This window comes from Tepidibacter mesophilus, from assembly GCF_002724055.1.
In the GTDB taxonomy this organism is placed as follows: domain Bacteria; phylum Bacillota; class Clostridia; order Peptostreptococcales; family Peptostreptococcaceae; genus Tepidibacter_A; species Tepidibacter_A mesophilus.
Genome location: NZ_BDQY01000003.1, coordinates 62,428 through 81,519 on the forward strand (window position 1 = coordinate 62,428; position 19,092 = coordinate 81,519).

General features: G+C 26.5%; 14 protein-coding genes. 11 read left to right on the plus strand and 3 right to left on the minus strand.

The genetic code is table 11. The features are described 5' to 3' along the window. The first annotated feature begins 365 nt into the window (after positions 1-365). The 10 genes from Tmeso_RS03520 (at position 366) to Tmeso_RS16780 (ending at position 12,186) form a co-directional block, all read left to right on the plus strand. Complete coding sequence (locus tag Tmeso_RS03520; RefSeq protein WP_099188326.1) at positions 366-2,573, plus strand: EAL domain-containing protein; 2,208 nt, start codon at positions 366-368, stop codon at positions 2,571-2,573. Positions 2,574-2,739: 166 nt separating this feature from the next. After that, the gene (locus tag Tmeso_RS03525; protein WP_099188328.1) at positions 2,740-4,161 is read left to right on the plus strand and encodes a sensor domain-containing diguanylate cyclase; all 1,422 of its coding nucleotides are present in this window, start codon (positions 2,740-2,742) and stop codon (positions 4,159-4,161) included. Beyond that, the gene (gene trmB / locus Tmeso_RS03530) at positions 4,158-4,796 is read left to right on the plus strand and encodes a tRNA (guanosine(46)-N7)-methyltransferase TrmB (RefSeq protein ID WP_099188330.1); all 639 of its coding nucleotides are present in this window, start codon (positions 4,158-4,160) and stop codon (positions 4,794-4,796) included. The genes Tmeso_RS03525 and trmB overlap by 4 nt, the downstream gene beginning before the upstream one ends. Positions 4,797-5,231: 435 nt before the next feature. Next, on the plus strand, positions 5,232-6,233 hold the full coding sequence (locus tag Tmeso_RS03535; RefSeq protein ID WP_099188332.1) for a S66 family peptidase: 1,002 nt from the start codon (positions 5,232-5,234) through the stop codon (positions 6,231-6,233). 262 nt (positions 6,234-6,495) lie between these two features. After that, positions 6,496-6,624 (plus strand): hypothetical protein, encoded by a 129-nt coding sequence (locus Tmeso_RS16905; RefSeq protein WP_278281317.1) that lies wholly within the window; start codon positions 6,496-6,498, stop codon positions 6,622-6,624. 352 nt (positions 6,625-6,976) lie between these two features. Further along, on the plus strand, positions 6,977-7,897 hold the full coding sequence (locus tag Tmeso_RS03540; protein WP_099188334.1) for a hypothetical protein: 921 nt from the start codon (positions 6,977-6,979) through the stop codon (positions 7,895-7,897). Between the two features lie 172 nt (positions 7,898-8,069). Next, a complete protein-coding gene (locus Tmeso_RS03545) occupies positions 8,070-9,185 on the plus strand; it encodes a hypothetical protein (RefSeq protein WP_099188336.1) in 1,116 nt (371 codons plus the stop codon). Between the two features lie 198 nt (positions 9,186-9,383). Further along, positions 9,384-9,575: a hypothetical protein gene (locus tag Tmeso_RS03550; protein WP_099188338.1), complete on the plus strand. Its 192-nt coding sequence runs from the start codon at positions 9,384-9,386 to the stop codon at positions 9,573-9,575. Between the two features lie 220 nt (positions 9,576-9,795). Next, complete coding sequence (locus Tmeso_RS03555) at positions 9,796-10,773, plus strand: hypothetical protein (protein WP_099188340.1); 978 nt, start codon at positions 9,796-9,798, stop codon at positions 10,771-10,773. A 150-nt stretch (positions 10,774-10,923) separates the two neighbouring features. After that, entirely contained in the window at positions 10,924-12,186 is a 1,263-nt protein-coding gene (locus Tmeso_RS16780; protein WP_242967860.1) for an AbiJ-related protein, read from the plus strand. A gap of 233 nt (positions 12,187-12,419) precedes the next feature. Here the strand turns inward: Tmeso_RS16780 and Tmeso_RS03565 are convergent, their stop codons facing one another. From Tmeso_RS03565 to Tmeso_RS03575, 3 genes are read right to left on the minus strand one after another with little or no spacing between them, the layout of a single operon-like run. Further along, complete coding sequence (locus tag Tmeso_RS03565; protein ID WP_099188342.1) at positions 12,420-12,800, minus strand: DUF6262 family protein; 381 nt, start codon at positions 12,798-12,800, stop codon at positions 12,420-12,422. Then, positions 12,793-14,901 carry a tyrosine-type recombinase/integrase gene (locus Tmeso_RS03570; protein ID WP_207653822.1) on the minus strand — a complete coding sequence of 703 codons (2,109 nt, stop codon included), beginning with the start codon at positions 14,899-14,901 and terminating at the stop codon, positions 12,793-12,795. The genes Tmeso_RS03565 and Tmeso_RS03570 overlap by 8 nt, the downstream gene beginning before the upstream one ends. After that, complete coding sequence (locus tag Tmeso_RS03575) at positions 14,894-16,027, minus strand: tyrosine-type recombinase/integrase (RefSeq protein WP_099188346.1); 1,134 nt, start codon at positions 16,025-16,027, stop codon at positions 14,894-14,896. The genes Tmeso_RS03570 and Tmeso_RS03575 overlap by 8 nt, the downstream gene beginning before the upstream one ends. Positions 16,028-16,876: 849 nt before the next feature. Here Tmeso_RS03575 and Tmeso_RS03580 point away from each other — a divergent pair. After that, positions 16,877-18,916: a sigma-54 interaction domain-containing protein gene (locus Tmeso_RS03580; protein WP_099188348.1), complete on the plus strand. Its 2,040-nt coding sequence runs from the start codon at positions 16,877-16,879 to the stop codon at positions 18,914-18,916. Positions 18,917-19,092: the final 176 nt, after the last annotated feature.

Sequence of the window (19,092 nt, forward strand, 5' to 3'; positions counted from 1 at the left end):
AGTATAAAAAAGATAATATAATTGTATAATTGTGTGAAAAGTTATTCAAGTATATATTGTAATTGTATAGAATGAATTTGGGATAAGAGATACAACTTATAAGATACTTGTGAAATGTAGTGAGGCTAATATAGCCCGTGAGATGATATGATGAAAAATAGTGTAAGGAGATCCCTATACTATTTTTTATACTAATATTTTGTAATTAAATTTTTAAATATAAAAAAATATAGAAAAAAATAGAAAAATAGACACGAATAATGTATAATATATATGTTTAATGTAGGAAAAATACAAAATTTAGATTATTTTAAATGATATGGAAATTAATTATTTATATAAAATTTGGAATTTAGGGGTCTGTTATGGAATCTAAAAAATTAAGGTATTTCTTTTTAATATGTACAGTGATTTTTACATTAACATGTTCTATAATTTATTATTCTTATAACAATTATAAAAAAGAGATTTTGCTAAATGTTGAAGAAAATTTAGTAAAAAGTTCTCAAAATTATTCTGTATTTATATTAAATGCAATAAATCCAGTAGCAACATTGATTGAAAATACAGGTGATGTATTAGCTTCATCAGATTTAAAAGATAGTAACGAAATCAAAATGATTTTCAATAAAATGACTGATAATGTACCCATTATATCAAATGTATATTTTGTGAATGATGAGAATGGAGATAAGTTTAGTTGTAATGGAAAAGTTAATAATTTAATTGATCTTAGAAATCGTTTCTGGTACAAAAAAGCAAATTCTTCAGACAAACCTATTATTACAGAAGTATATAATGATTTGAATAATCATAAACCAGTAATAACTATCGCTTATAGCATAAAAAAAGATAATAAATTAAAAGGAGTTTTTTCAGCAGATATATTTTTAGAAGATATATATGAAACATTTAAAATAACTACATATACAGAAAATATTGTGCATTATATTATGGATGATTCTGCAAATATTATACTTCATACTTCAAAAGAAATATTAGGGTTATCTATGATAAATCCCCAAAAGAGTTATATGAACAAATTTTCAAATAAAGAAAAGATTAATTTAAAAAAATATATTAAAATATGGAAAGAAAATAAAACAGATATCTTAAAGTATTCATCAGGAAACCTTTACTATGACCAAACAAAAGAAAAAATATTTGGATATTTCTATAAAGTACCTAATTTAAACTGGATTATTGTAAGTAGAATAGATTCTCAAAAAATAGAAATGGATACTAATTTATATTTATCAAAAACTGCATTGTGGGGATTAATTGTTTTTATATTCTTAATAATATTTATATATAGTATTTTTACTAATATATATAATAAGGATGATTTAACAAATATTTATAATAAAAATAAACTTTTAGAAGTTTTACAAAAACAATCTTATGATGAACAAATTATTCTATTTATGGATATATATAATTTCTCATCCATTAATGGAATTCATGGAAGCACTTTTGGAAATACAGTTATAAAAAAATTGACCAATATATTAAATAATAATTTAAGCTCTAATGGATTATTAATTCATTCTAAGGCAGATGATTTTTTGTTTTTGTTTAATTCACAAGATTGGGAGGATGCACTTTATAAATCGAAAAAACTGAATGAATTATTAAATAATTTAGAAATAAAAATAGATGATTTAAATGTAAATATTAATCTTTTTTTAGGGCTAACTAAAATAAATGCATCACAAATAAAAGATTGGAAGACATCTATATTATTAATTGAAGATATTTTCAATAATTTAAAGAAAAAAACGGAAAGTGGGTTATTAGTATTTCCAGATTTTAATGAACTTCTTAAAATAAGAAGAAAACAGGATATAAAAAAGGAAGAAATAATAAAAGCTATGGAGGAAAACAGGATTGTCCCATTTTTTCAGCCTATTTACAATTTAAAAGAAAATAAAATTGAGAAATATGAAGTTCTTATGCGAATTAAAAATGGAGAAAATTATTTATCTCCATTTCCTTATATCAAAGTAGCAGAAGAAAATAATTTAATATCAAACCTAGATTTAATGGTAATAAAAAAAGCTATGGAATATAAAAATGATATGGATAAAGAAGATAAAATAAAGCTTTCAATCAATGCGTCAGGTAAAGATTTAAATGATTCAGAATTTCTACCTAAAGTTGTCCATTTAGCAGATCAATATAAAATAAAATATGAAAATATAATATTTGAAATAACAGAAACACAAAATATAGACAATATAGATTCTCTAGTAAAAACTATATACTCATTTAAAGAATTAGGATTTACATTTTCTATAGATGACTTTGGAACTGGGTTTTCTTCTATGCAATATTTAAAACGGATACCAGCAGATTATTTAAAAATAGATGGTTCATTTATAAAAGATATAAATGAAAAGGAAGAAAATTTATATATAGTAAAATCTATTGCTAATATGGCAAAGGCATTTAAAATGCAAACTATTGCTGAATTTGTAGAAAATGAAGAAATATTAAATACAATAAAAGAATTAAAAATAGATTATGCTCAAGGCTATTATATAGGAAAACCACATGATAAATTTTTAGAATAAAGAGTTTCAGTGAAATCATTGAAACTCTTTTCTATTTTAAATAATATTTATATCAATTTAAATGATAAATTTTGGGTATGAATAATTAAGATACATTTAAGAAGTTCTTAAGGAATATACTGTATGATATAATAAAATAATTGGTGCTAAAATAAGAGGGGTTGACATGTTAAAATCACACGATACTAGTATAAAAAAATTTTTGCTTAAAAGTATGGTAGTTTTTATTGTTATAATGACAGTTATAATAGAAGGAAACAATATTATTAGGCAGTACAGAACTTTTTCAAGAGAAAGTGAATATTTAAAACTAGAGGATATACAGCGTCAAAAAGAATTATTAAAAAATCAAATGAATAGAGTATTTGAATATATAGAATTTGAGAAAAACAATACGTATAAATTATTAAAAGAAAATACCCAATACACAGATGTGCAAATAGAAGAAATTATAAAGCAAAGAATTATAAAGTTTGTATCAAGTATTCACTTTGGAGATAATAACGAACAATATATGTTTATATTGAGTTATAATGGAGTTAATCTTGGTAATGGTAGATATCCAGAGTTAATAGGTAAGAATATATTGAATATGATGGATGCAGATGGGGTTAAAGTAAACCAAAAGCTTATAAAAATGGCTAGGGGAAGCGAAGATGGAGTATATTTAATTCAGAAATGGATAAAGGATACTACTAATTTAGATCATGATAAATTATACTACGCAAAGCCCATTCCTGAGTTTGAGTGGGTTATAGGATCTGGTATATACATAGAAGATATAAATAAAAACATAAAAAAGAATGAAGATATATTAAAAAAGAAGTTCGAAGATGAAATTAAAATAATTATACTAATTATGTTTATAATAATTTTAATAGTATCTTTTTATATTAAACGAATAAATTATAAAATTAATAAAAAAATAGAATTTGTAGTATCTTTCTTTGAAAAAGCTTCAAAAGAGAGAGTATATATAGATATTGAGAAATTAAGATATATAGAGTTTAAAAAAATGGCTATATCGGTAAATAGTATGATAAAAGATAGATATGATATAGAAAATAAACTAAATCAGATTAATATACAACTTAAAGAAATGAGTATAACAGATGGGCTAACAGGACTCTACAACCATAAACATATATATAAGATACTGAAGAAAGAAATAGAAAAAGCTTGTGTTTTAAAAAGAGATTTATCCATAATAATGTTTGATATAGATCATTTTAAAAAAATAAATGATAATTACGGTCATCAATTTGGAGATGATGTGTTAGTTAATATATCTAATTATATTAAACAATATGTTGGTAAAAATGGATTTGTTGGAAGGTATGGTGGTGAAGAATTTTTAATAATATTGCCAAATATAGATATAGAAAAAGCATATAAGAAGGCAGAATATATAAGAAAAGGAGTAAAAAATATTGAATTTAAGAATACAAATCCTATAGTTACAATAAGTGGAGGAGCGGTTCAATTTCAACAGGAATCATGCAAGGATATAGTAAATAGAGCAGATGAACTTTTGTATAAAGCAAAAGAAAATGGAAGAGATAGAATAGAAAGAGGAGACATAACATGAGAAGAAGAAAAGTAAAAGGTGCAGATGAAAAATTATTATCATATGATAAGCAAGTAATAAAAAATCCAGTTGATTTTAAAGGAGGATGGTCGAAGAAATTTAATAACCATAATCCTATATATATAGAGGTTGGAACGGGAAGAGGAAAATTTTTAACCACTTTAGCAAAGCAAAACCCTAATATAAACTTTATAGCTATGGAAATAAAAGAAGAAGTATTAATAAAGGCTGTTCAAAAGGCTGATGAAGCTGAATTAAATAATATACTTTTTATATGGGGGAATGTACAGAATATATTAGACTATTTTGAGGATAAAGAGATAGATAGAATATTTATAAATTTTTGTGATCCTTGGCCTAAGAAGAGATGGGCAAAAAGAAGGCTTACACACAGTGGATTTTTAGATATGTATAATAAAGTGTTATCTGATGATGGTGAAATTCACTTTAAAACTGATAATGAAAAATTATTTGAATTCTCAATCAATGAAATATCTGAATATGGTCTTAAGTTACAGAATATTTCTCTTGATTTAGCAAATAGTGAATTTGAGGGAAATGTAACGACTGAGTATGAAGATAAATTTATGAATCAAGGAATGAAGATATATAGATGTGAGGGGAAAAAGAGGTAGATTTTATATCTACCTCTTTTTTGTCCATAATCATAAATAGTAAGTTAATTCATTATACTAGTTAAACCTTAATTTCTTAAAAAAGGTACTTAATCGAAAATGAGGATAATTGAAATACCGCTACTTAATCAATCTTTTAATAAAACTAAAGATTGTATCTTATTAAATATTCTAAAACTTCTTAAACTCCCTTCCGGTCAAACAACGAAGTTTCTTAACGGATATTTAAACACTACAATCTAAGTTTTATAGTAAAAGATTAATCAAAAGTAGCTAACATTTAAATTATCCTCATTTTAAATTAGCTGATATAGAAATTTTATATATAATCATGTTAAATATTTGAAATTTATCATAATATTCTTTACAATGGAATAAATACAAAATAGTATTTTATAGAAAACTAAAAGATGTTATGTTTGAGGAGGATTGACAATGAACTACATAGAGAAATTAAAGGTTGGTGACTCGATTGGTATTTTTTCACCATCATCACCTATAACATACTCATGTCCTAAAAGATTTGAACGAGCAAAAAAATATTTACAAGACAAGGGTTTTAAGATTATAGAAGGAAGTCTTACAGGAAAATACGATTTCTATAGGTCGGGTAGTATTAAAAAAAGAGCAGAAGAATTAAATGAGTTAATTAGAAATCCAGAAGTAAAGTGCATTATGTCTACAATTGGAGGAATGAACTCAAATTCCATTCTTCCATATATAGATTATGACGCTTTTAAAAGAAATCCTAAAACAATAATAGGCTATTCTGATGTTACTGCAATTTTACTTGCTATATATGCCCAAACTGGAATAAGTACTTATTATGGACCTGCATTAGTGGCTTCCTTTGGGGAGTTATCACCTTTTGTTGCCTATACATATAGGTATTTTCAAAAAATTACTATAGATAAAACAAAACTTCCTTATGTTTTTGAAACTCCTGAATATTGGACAGACGAGTACATTAATTGGGAAATACAAGATAGAAGCAAAGAAAAAAGAGAAAACAAATGGATAACAGTTTATGAAGGTGTTGTTAGGGGTAGAGTTATAGGTGGTAATTTGAATACAATTCAAGGAATATGGGGTAGTAAATATATGCCTAAAATAAAGAATGGAGATATACTTTTTATAGAAGATAGTTTAAAAGATGTTGCAACAATAGAAAGAAGCTTTTCTTTTTTAAAGGTAAATGGTGTTTTTGATAAGATTTCAGGAATAATCCTTGGAAAACATGAGTTATTTGATGATTTAAAAACAGGTCGAAAACCATATGAAATATTATTAGAAGTGTTAGGAGATAAAAAGTTACCTTTTATTGCAGATTTTGATTGCTGTCATACACATCCAATGATGACTTTACCGATAGGATGTGAGATTGAACTTGATGCTACAGAAAAGAACGTATCAATTATAGAAGATTGGTCAAAATAATGGTTTAGTACAAAATATTCTTATATTGTGCCGCAATAAACTGAAAATAATAACTAAGAAAACCTCAAAGTGGGTTTCCTTAAAAAATGTGATAATATTAACAGTATCTTTAAACATAGTCTAATAAAAAAATAGAAAGTTTTATTTTCTCACATACAAAAAAGAAAGTAGTATGTTATAATAATTAATAGAATTATAGTCTATAGAGGGTGGTTCCATACTAAAGAAAAACCTACTTCCAACTGGAAGGAGGTGAGGAAGTATGGATTCGATATTTAATATTGTATTTGGTTTAGTTTTATCAAGACCTAATTTAAAAAAAGTTACAAAAAATAGTGATGGATACATATTATACATATATAATATGTATCCATCACTATTTTTTTTATAAACTACGATTATGTACTCTGTTTCAAAAATTTCTACTTTCCTTAACTGCTACTATAACTAACTTTTATGATATAATTTACCTAAATGATGGAAACTGATACTACAAATAATGTTTATAACAGGCAGTTAAAATTTAGGAAATAAAAACAGTAACAATTACATAGAATGTTTTTTATCTATGACAAAAATGAAATAAATGTATAAACTTGTGGTTTGTAGATAAGTGAATATTCCCGACATATGTCGCAAATATACTCATATAGGAATGAAAAGCGAACTATGTTAGGAAATTCAATAGTTAGGCGAAAGAGAACTGCTAGATACTTGCTAAGTAGCCGAAAATTGGAGGTATTATGAACTTAAAATGGAAAGAAACAGAGAAAATTGTTGCAGCATTTGAAAAGAGGATATCCGAAGAATCTGAAGTGATGCACAATGTTATACTTACTGATTTATCTGGTGACAGTAATGGAAGGCAATGTGATATTGTAATAAGATCTGGAAAGTATCCAAGAGAAACGGTGACAATTGTAGAAGTACAAGATAGGAAAAGTCAACTTAATATAACAACGTTTGATGGTTTTGTCGAGAAAATGAGGAGTGTTGGAGCGCAGCATCTAATTGTTGTCTCAAAATGCGAATTTCCAATTTCTGTAAGGAGAAGGGCGATGAGATTAGGACCGACAGTAAGATTGATTAACTTTTCTGAAATGATGAAAGGCGAATTTGTAATAGAATTTATCGATGATTCCGTAACAATATGTAATCATTTTCTTGATGATTTTGTAGTTAGGATCAAAGATATTGGAGATCAAGAAGACAACCTTGATTTGGTATTTAGTATACTTGAGGAAGGAAACATAATCTTTGAAAGAGATGACCTTGAGTATTCTCCATCTGAGTTGATCTTTCATTGCTTAAAGCATAGTCCGGGTAACTATAAAGAAGGAAAGCACAAGGGAACAATTAAGATTTCTATAGATGAGAGAGTATGTATTAAGTCGATAAAAAGTATACCTGTAGGTATTGAATTTGATATAACAGTAAATACAAGTATTTCAAAATTAGACCTTAAATGTTTCGAGTATAAGCAACAAGATCTTGACGATCCACTACTTTGGTATGCTGAAGGATTAGGTAAGATTGATGGTGAGGATGCTAGAATTGGAATCTCCTTCACTTATAATGAGAACATCTCTAGATATGATTTGAATCTTGAAGTTCTAGAAGGTCCATTTTATGAAGGTTTAATTGAGCTAGCTCGTATAGATTAGGCAATTTACCGCAGTTATCCTTCGCCTAACAGACAGTTTACAACATCACTCAACTTAAACTAGAAAATCACTAGTTTAGATTGACCGACATCGCAAACTACCAAAACGTTATACGTAATATTTCCCTATCAGTATGGTATTTAAATTTCAATAATTAAAGGAGAAATTACAAATGGAAAACATATTAATAAATTATAAAAGTACAGATAAAGAGTCTAGCAAGAATACTAAAAATAATAGACAAGTTCAATATGAAGAAAAATTGAAAGAATACAATGTCGGAATAATTGAAAATATCAAATTAGCGTTTGATTCTGCAACTGACTTTCTTGGCAAATTGGCCCATGATATTGACAATATTTCAAGTTTTAAAATGTTCATATTATGCTTAAATAATGGTTTAGAACTATTATTTAAGTATATGATTTCTAATAGAAATGAGTATATGTTATACATGGATAATAGTAAGGATAAAATCTACAGTAAATACAAAAAAGCTAAAGAAAATAATTACACTAGATTGTCTGTATACTTTGAATATAATCCCATGGAAGATAATTTGCACACGATTAGTTTTTCAGAGGCTTGCAAAGTATTATGTTATGTTTATCAAATAGATGAATTTGATGATTTATTCTTTACGAGATGTATGGAATTATCAAAAGTGAGAAATAGTCTAACTCACTATTCTGCAATCATAAGAAAAATAGATATAATTTCATTCTGTGATATTTTAGATACTGCTATTGAATGGTTCAATAAAGAGATAGAGAATCATTACATAGATTTATCTATTTTAATGAAAGATAACAATAATATGAAATATACAAGAAAAGAAAACTTGATGAGTGATATCAATAGAGCTTGCTCTGAAGCTATAGATACTGAAATTTTAGATGATGATTTATGCAAACAAATAATTGGATTTATAATTGAAAATAGTGATAGAAAACTAATAGAAGTGTCTTCAAATGACTATGAAAAAATAAGCAGTATGTTCTTTGAAAGCAACAAAGGAAAGACCTCACTTAAAAAAAAGATGGCTTCAAAATTTATTGAAAAATATTACATAATGGTTTTAGCCAATATGATTGTTGAGAAAGGAATAAAAGCTTCGCATCATGAAGATGCACCTGAAGTTATGAGTAGGCTGGATTTAAATGATTGGGTTTATAGTAGATTAATAAATAAATGGCCAGTATCGGATGATCAAAAGAAAAATTTAGGGATTGATAAAAGTATCCACGAGATATATTCAAGATATGATGATGAAATGTACTTGTTTTAAAAGTACTATTAGTGATAAATATTGCGCATAACATACTATTTACACACATTCCATAAAAACCACGTGGAACGTCGCAACATAGCAAGGCGTTAGATTAAATAATCACCTTCCCATTATCCATAGCAAATGAATCTAAAAAGTGGGATGTATTAAAAATATATTATATAAATAGATATTAGGAAAAGGAGGGGAAAGCGAATGGCAAACAAGCCAGGACCTCAACCGGATATAAAATACTGTCCAGTATGCAAGGGGGATCTTCACAATGTGCCAAGAGCCAAAATGAAATCTAAAGGTTATACTAGAAAAGATGGGTCAGTTTCGGAACACACTCATACATATGACTGTTTAAAGTGTAGTAATAGATTTGAAATAAATCAAGATCGATAAATTGATTAAATATTAAAAAGTATAAACTATATAACATCTTATCCTTACTAGGACATATTATCAGTAAAGAAAATAGATGTAATTATTAGCATGATCCATATAACTGTAGTATCTATATATTTTGGTTATTGCAAATCAAAGATCTGTAATTATAAGAAGAAATAAAATCCATACTTAATTTATTAAGAAATACGAAATAGTAATCAAGGAGGACAATTTGGTGGAAAAATTACTGATAGAAACTAAATGTAAAAAAATGCTGAATCGTTTAATTAATAAAGCGCGTGATTTTTCTCATATAGCATGTGTTCCTGATGGGCTTATAGACATACTTAGGGTATATTCACAAACGGGAATTGTTCCAGAAAAATTAAAATATAGTTCAAAACTTAGTTATGATTACTTTGCATTTGTTAAAAGTACAAAGTCGTTATTAGCAATTCGATATTTACTTAATAGTAAAGAATGTACTTTCACAGAAGATTGTTTTATGCTAATACGTTCAATTTTTGAAAATCACATTCTTAGTCGTTATGTAAGAGATAACATTGATGATGAAGAAAAAAGAAAAGAAGTGGTAGATAATTTTATTCTTGCTCCGTTAGGTATTTCTTTCGATTATTATGTATCCCGAGGAAGACGAGGGGTGTTTTCACAAGATAACGAAAAAGTTGGAGATATTAAAAATCCAAGTAGTCTTATTATGGGTAATGAAAGAGACTATTATCGTCCCTTATATTCTTTCTTATGTCAATATACTCATTGTAGTTATGGAGCTTTGTCTAGTTATTTCAAACAAGGAATGTTCACTTATTGTGGCGATAACTTTAGTATACTTACTTATCTTTTAGCAATATTCGTATTCACAAAAATATATGAAGGTGTTGTAACAGTTAATGGAGAGGATCTAGTAGATACAAAAACTATGAAATCCTATTACGACTTAGCATACGATTCTTTGGAACTTCAAATGGAAGTCATGGACTACCTTATTAGACATTATAATACTCTGCCAAAAGAGCAAATAAATGTTGTAATTGAAAAATATATTGGAGTAGGAGAGTTTGATAATTCAAATTTTAAAGTAGTTCATATGCTGGAAAAAATGAAAGATTCTTTGTTGGATAATGCAATTGGAAGTTTGGATAAAAGTGAATTTATAGATGATCATTTTATTAGAAAGTATCAGGAATGGTAAAATGATTTTTAGAAAATGTTAAATATTTGTAAGAGTAATTTAAGTTTTCTTGATTACTTAATTATCAACTTTCAGTTATCCTTATGCCCATTAGACTAATAATAGGTATTTATATGTATACTGAAATATTATAGAAGGGACTGTATATTCATGAATAAAATAACAGATATTACGCGTAGAGATATATTTGATATCATTCGTTCAGGGTTTAATGGAACATATGAAGAACAAAATTTAAATGATTATGAGCAGGAATACATTGAAGAAGTACCTTGTGAATATAAAATGTGTTATCACGGTCGCCTAAGAGAGGTAGATTTCCTTTCAAGAATATATGATTTAAAATCTATGCCATCAACTGATTCAAGATTTAAAGATGCAGAAGGGGATATCTGGCAACATACTGTGAATAACGATGATTGGGATACATATTGGGTGTTTAGCGATTCTAGATTTAAACTAAGCACTGGTTCTGATGAGCCATTACTTAAATTTTTATGCGAAATGTTTAATCCTTTTGTAAGAAGTGAAGATCAACCTTGGAGAGAATTTTTAAAGATTATAAATGAATTACTAAATCCTGATGGATATGAATTATATGAAATGAGCCATATTTCTGGACGAGCTGTATATGGCTGGAGGGAAACTGTTACTAATGCTATTGTAATACAGGAGCATAACTCTGCTGTATCTTATGAATTGAAACCCATCGGTGAAGGCTCTTATGCCAAAGTTTTTAAATATAAAGATAATTATTATAAAAGCACCTTTGTTCTTAAACGAGCAAAAAAAGACTTAACCAAAAAAGAACTAGAACGATTCAAGCGTGAATTTGAGCAAATGAAAGCTCTTAACTCACCATACATAGTTGAGGTATTTCGATATAATGACGAAAGTAATGAATATACCATGGAATATATGGATTGCACACTAGACAAGTTTATAAGTGAAAACAATGGAAAACTAACGTTTGTTCAAAGAAAAAAGATTGCTTCACAGGCGTTAAGAGCCTTCAAATATATCCATTCAAAAGATTTATTACATCGAGATATTTGCCCCAAAAACGTTTTAATTAAGCTTTATGATGATGTACGAGTCGTAAAAGTTTCTGATTTTGGATTGGTAAAAGTTCCTGACAGCAAATTAACATCTATTAACACCGACTATAAAGGATATTTTAACGATCCAGAATTACGGTTAGAAGGCTTTAATACTTATTGTATTATTCACGAAGTATATGCTATTACTCGTCTTGTCTTTTTTATACTGACAGGGCGAACTAATACAGATAAAATTAAAAATGTTCAATTACAAGAATTTGTAGTAAGAGGGTTAAATCCAGATAAGGCAAAGCGCTTTCAAAATATTGATGAATTAATTGAAACTTTTAACAAAATAAAAGAGCAAAATTAATTTCTAAACAACTTCCTATTATTCATATTATATGAATCTTAGTTGTAGAATAAAATCCATATCTACAACTAAATAAATAGGCAATGATCTGATTTTATTTAGATAATTGCCTATAATAAATTAACATTAAATATAGATTTAAGCATCTTTATAATTTACACATGTTTAATAATATTTTCTTTATAGCTACTATTATATATCTTGAATTAAACGTTAATTATTAATTTATAAATTTATATTTTTTTATATATGTCACCATAATTTATTTTAACTTGTTCTTTTAATTGTTTATTTTCTTCTTCTAATTTTTTAATTCTTCTTTTTAAACTTGCAATTATAGCATCTTTATTATTATCATCCATTTCTCTTTTCACTTGTGACGGAGTAGGTACTTTGGATTGTTGCAATCTTAATCCTTCAATTCTTTCTTTGATATCTGAATTATTATAGAGTGTTGCTTTTGTAACACAACTTTCATTAGCAACACTATTAAAATTAATAGGCTTCTGAGCCTTTATAAGTCTTCTAATTGCTTCATCAACCTTTTTTTGAGTTTTAGCCTTGCGTTCCTCATGTAATTTTTTTAATTGTTCCTTACGGTCATATTTAGCCATTTGTATCACCTTTTTTCTTCAACCTATCTAGTCTACTATAAACTATATTTCCTTCTACTATTTTAGAATGAATATCTTCATATAAATTAAGTAGTTCTTCATTTTCTTTAATCATATCGATCCTATTGTAAACTTTGGCACTTTCTATCATAGATTTAGTTGAGTTTATTAGTATCTCATACTTATGAACATCACCTTCAAATGCTCCAACGCATAAATCTCTACAAGGATTACCTCCATTACAAGTTAAACAGGGTGGCTGCTTAGCAAATTGACATTTTCCATTAGTTCTTTGTAAGCAAGTACCATAAGGGGTATCAATAGCATTTAACTTATGATTAGTCCAAAGCATATCAAGAATATTAGTAGGAATTTCACCATTATTTTTTTCTTTTAATTTATTACTTTCATCAAAACTAAATACTCCTTGTTTTATTGCATTATCGAATACTTTTCTTTTAGTATCATCAAGTAGTTTTGCATACCTCATAGTCATTTCTGGTGAGGCGTGAGCCAATAGTTCTTGAACTGTAAAAATATCTGCTCCTCCATTAAGCATCTTAATAGCATAAGTATGCCTAAAAGGATGGTTTTTGAAATGATATATATTTCCAAGTTTATCAGTAATATTATAATTTAATGCCAATATATTTAGTTTATTTTGAATAAACAATGAAAAATATGGCTTTCCTTTTCTGCGACCCTTATATCTAACGAAAATAAAGTTTTCAGGATTATTGTCTTGGTTGCTAAGTTTTTTAGCATTATGAATTAAAACAGCTAACATACTAGCAAGTTCATCGTCTATAGGTATTTTATGACCCTCTATGTAAGTTTTGCTTATATTCGCTACTATCCAAAACTTATTATTTAATTTAACTAAGCAATTTTGTTTTAATTGTAATATATCAGATATTCTAAGACCTGTTTTATACATAATCCATACAATAGGAATAACTTCTTTATGAAGATTATTTATATTATCAAATAATTGCTCTAAAACTACATTTGGAACATAGTCTATTTGGTCATAAGGCTTTTTATTAATTTTATGTTTATCTGATGGATAAATTAAAATAGTCATATTCTTTTTCGGAGCAATATCACATTCTCTGATTTGAATATCATTTAAAAATTTTTGAACAATAGACAATGATTTGTTTATATATCTTGATGGATTAGCATTTTTTCGAGTTGAATTTTCTTTAACATAACTATTTAACCATTCTAGATATTTTTCTATATGTAGCCTTTCTAATTTTTTAAAATCATTCCAAGTAGGTTCTAATTCAAAAATTAAGTTAACAAAATTAGATAAATATGATAAATATTCTATTGCTGTACTCCAAGAAAATTTATGATTAGTAATTAATCTTTGTTTCATATATTTTTTGATTTCTGTTCTTATTCTAATATTAACTATTTTATTAAAATTAATATAATAGTTTGTAGTTGATTTCACATAAGATATCCTATATTGCTTTAAATTTCTTATATTCCAAATATCCTTGTCCCATTCTTCTCTTTCATCAACTAAATTAAATAAGCTTGTATAAATAGTTTGTATAAGCGTGCATGCAGGATTTTTACTTTGATAGCGTTTATTCATACTATTTAAAGTTACAGTAGTATTAATCCCTTGACTATGAAGCCAATTTATCCATATAAAATCAACTTTATTTATATTTAAATCAAGTATGGAATTTAGGCTAGGATACTTTTCATTAATAAACATTGCTAATCTTCTCATACGGCTGACTCGTCCTTGTAAAAATGTTGTATATCTCCATTCATCAGAAAAAAGTTTACTGTGAACAAAAAATTTAATCTCTTTATTAATGTTGGGATTATTAAAAGAAAAATATATATTTGTATTAGAAGCTTTACTAACTCCTATTTGTTCCTTAAATTGTGGTATATTCTTAAAGAAATCTACATGCCATTTATCATTTTCTAAAAAATAAGAAGTTTTAATCTCTTTATAGTCTACTGAACCATCTTTATTGATTACTTTTTCTATATAGCCTGATAATGTATCATTTATTTTATTTTCATATTCATTTATATTATCATAACCCAATGTATTTAATAGATTATTCACTTTTAGTATCTCCTTTATCTAAATTAAATGCAGATTGTGCTATTTCCCAATTTGCTCTTATGTCTTCATCAGAAGTATGTAAGTACATATTTATAGTAGTTTGTATTTGAGAGTGTCCTAAACGCTCTTGTACTTGCTTTATATCTTTAGTTTGACGATAATACATAGTAGCATGTGTATGTCTTAATAGATGAGCATGAACATCAATATTTGTCTTTTGTTTAAGTCTTTTAAATAAAGCACTAACATCTTGATATTGAAGCGGTTCACCTGCATTTTCACCTCTTAGTTTTACAAAAACAAAGTTAGTGTCTATTTCTAATTCATCTAAAATTTCATATTCATAGTCATCAAACAAATCTATCAATTCTTGTGATACATATATTTCTCGTTCTCCAGTTTTTAATTTTGCGCCATTAGGTAATTCTCCTCGATCTACTAATTTAATTCTATGACCTCTATTGTGATCAAATATAAAATCTTCAATAAATAATGATAAAACTTCGCCGATTCTAAGTCCTGTTTCAAATAATAGTTTAATAAGAAACTGATCTCTTATATTAGTTGTTGCTCTACAAACCTTTTCTACTTCTTCCTTGGTTAGTATTTTTATTTTTCTTCGTGGTTCTTTTATTTTTAGAATATTTTTATTTGAAGGTTTATCCTTATTTACATGATATAAAAAGTCTTTATATGAAGTATTACCTCCTGTAAATATCTGTTTCATAACTTTTTCGATCATGCTATTGTTTATTTCCTCTGATCTAAACAAATAATCATAAAAATTAGTTACTACTGTAATAATCAAATTTACAGTTTTTTCAGTACGTTTAGCCGTAATGGGTTTTATTCCAATTGTTTTAGTATTTTCATATGGATTTCTAAGCCAACCAACAAAGTCTGATAGTATATTTATATTAACCTTTCTATAATCTATATCTATTTCATTTAGATATTCAAAATACAGTTTTAAAGCATAACAATACGTCTTTTGAGTGTTTGAACTTTTTTCTCCATTATCAAGGTACTTTAAATACTTTGCTACTGAAATTACAGGTATTCCATTGTAATCAAGTAGCATATATCTTCTTAGATTATTGTCTAACTTAACTTCTTGAACCTTCATATTCATCTCCTTAAGGTCTAGTTTTCTATAGTATTAATATAATACATATTATACTTAATAAACTACTTGTAATATATCCCTTTAATATTTTTAATATATAAAAAAAGATATAGAATAAATAGTCATATTAAACTATGTATCCTATATCTATATTACTCTATTTAATTAATTACCAATTATATATACGATAAAATAAAAAACCACCCTAACGCCAATAAGGGTGGTTTTGAGCTTGATATTAAAATCAAGTTCAAGAAAATCAATTAAGTATTTTATTTAATTGGAACCACACTCTACTGCGAAATAGACTGTAATTCTTTTTTTATGCAATAATATAAGTGTAATTTTTATTACACTTATATTATACCCAAACTATACATGAAGTACAATTATATTTTTAATTATTCTAATTAAACTTTTTTGATGCTGTTCAAACTTCAATTATATTCATAAATAAAATATCAATCTTTAATGAGTTATCATTGAACGAGGTAAGATTAATTTTATAATATAGCTATCAATACTAAAAACTGTCTATGAAAATGTTAGTGAATGCTTTTGGATATTTTGACTAATATAACTTAGTTTTTATAGTTTAATAATACGTTAAGAAATTTGCATGTCTGACCGTAGGGAGTTTGCAAATTTTAGGATTATTAATAAGATAAAAGCTTAGTTGTATTCAAAATATCGATGCATTCACGGTATTTTCATAGATAGTTTTTGATATCCCACAAATTTAAGAAAAAAGCATATATTGAAAATCTCTAAAATAAAGACTTTTCAATATAACTAACTTATAATATAAGTAAAGGGAATTTTAAATACTGAAGAAAAAAGGTGAGGGAAATGAAAAAGATCAGCATAATAAGCTATACCTTATCAGAAATTAATACCTACTATGAACAGATAAAGAGCTTGTTCTCACAAAATGTAGAGATTGAAAAATTTTGTGTTGATGAAATAAACAGTGAGATAGATTCGGATGTAGTTTTGGTACCTTCTTATAATATATTTAAAACTATAAAAAAATATATAAAGAGTAAATCAGAATTAGTTATATTAAATAGAACTATATCCAAGGTAGCATTTGACAAAATCATGAATATAAAACCAGGAAATAAGGTATATCTATTAGATCATAATTATCAGATGGCACTTCAAATGACATGTGTAATGTATCAACTTGGTATCAGGCATATAGATTTTGTACCTATATGTGAGAGTGTAAAAAAAGATATAGGGAATAATGTACTTATAGTATTTAAAGATTATGATAGTGAAGATTATAATACCGTAAATATAGGAAATGCTTTATTAGACATTAGTACAATTATAGATATAGGTGTAAAGTTAAATTTGTTAGATATATTACAAAGGCAGGATATTAAAAAAAGCTATAAAGAAATAGTAACTAAAGATTTTGGTCTTGCTAATGTTATGGGAAGAACAAATCAATTTGAAAGTCAACTTGATATATTACTTCAAGTTGCAGATGATGGAATAATAGGAGTAGATTCAAATGGTGAAATATATTCTTGCAATGATAACGCACGAAGTATTATAGGTTATAAAAAAGAAGAAATAATAGGAAAATATATATGTGAAACATTATCTAATATACCATTTGATTATTCTATAAAAACGTTAAAAAGTATAAAAGAAAAGCTTATAAAAGTTAATGGATATGATGTAGTAGTATCTATCCACCCCATAATACATTCTAACAAGCAATACGGAGCAATAGTTATATTAAAAAAATTTAGCGATACAGAAATAAAGCAACATAAATTAAGAGCACAGTTAATAGGCAAGGGTCATAAAGCCAAATATAGGTTTGATGACATAATCGGAAATAGCGATATTATAAAGAAAACAAAGGATATAGCAATTAGAATGTCTAGATCAGATTCATCAATACTTATAAGTGGAGAAAGTGGAACTGGTAAAGAACTATTTGCGCAATCTATACACAATAATTCTTCAAGAAATAACTATCAATTTGTAGCTATTAACTGCGGAGCTTTTCCTGAGAGTTTATTAGAAAGTGAACTATTCGGATATGAAGAAGGTGCTTTTACAGGAGCTAGAAAAGGTGGAAAGCCAGGACTTTTTGAACTTGCACATAATGGAACATTATTTTTAGATGAAATAGGTGAAATGCCTATCAAGTTACAGCAAAGATTACTCAGAGTATTGCAAGAAAGAGAGGTTATGAGGATAGGTGGAGACAGGCTTATAAAGGTAAATATAAGACTGATAGCTGCAACTAATAGAAATTTAAAAGAAATGGTTAAAAAAGGAGATTTTAGAGAAGATTTATATTATAGACTTAATGTACTTCCTCTAAAAATTCCGCCTCTTAGAAACAGAAAAGAAGATATATTGATTATAATGAATGAAATGAAGAGTAAATTGGGATATAGCTTTAACTTAACTGTCAGAGCTAAAGAAAAACTTATAAATCATGCATGGAGGGGAAATATAAGAGAACTAAAGAATTACATAGAATATTTTTATAATATAGGTAACGAGTATATAGATATAGATGACTTGCCGTTTAAGGAAGAAAATTCAAACTCTATAATATTTAATCCTCATGAAAAAAAAATGTTAGATAAATTTAGAGAAGATATTGGAAATGATGAATATAAATATTTATTTATATTAAAAGAACTTGAAGATGGATATAAGAATGAAAAAAGACTTGGAAGAAGAACTTTATATGATAAATCAAAAAAAGAAGGAATATTTATAAGCGAACAAGAGATAAGACTTATACTTATAAATCTTGAAAAATTCATGATGGTAGATATAAATAAAGGAAGACGTGGAACTAATATAACTAAATATGGAATTAAAGTCATTGAGTACTTAACAATGGGTTAAATGGTATTTAAAAAAATACCATTCAACCCATTGTTTTTTTATAGAATAAAAAAATGCAATGATTTAAATTCATGGATTATATTTGAAATCAAATAACATTATCTAAAGCTATGAGTAAATGAGTCTATTACAAGCTATTAAAGTAGTTAGTTATGCTTTAGAATAAAGCTAATTTT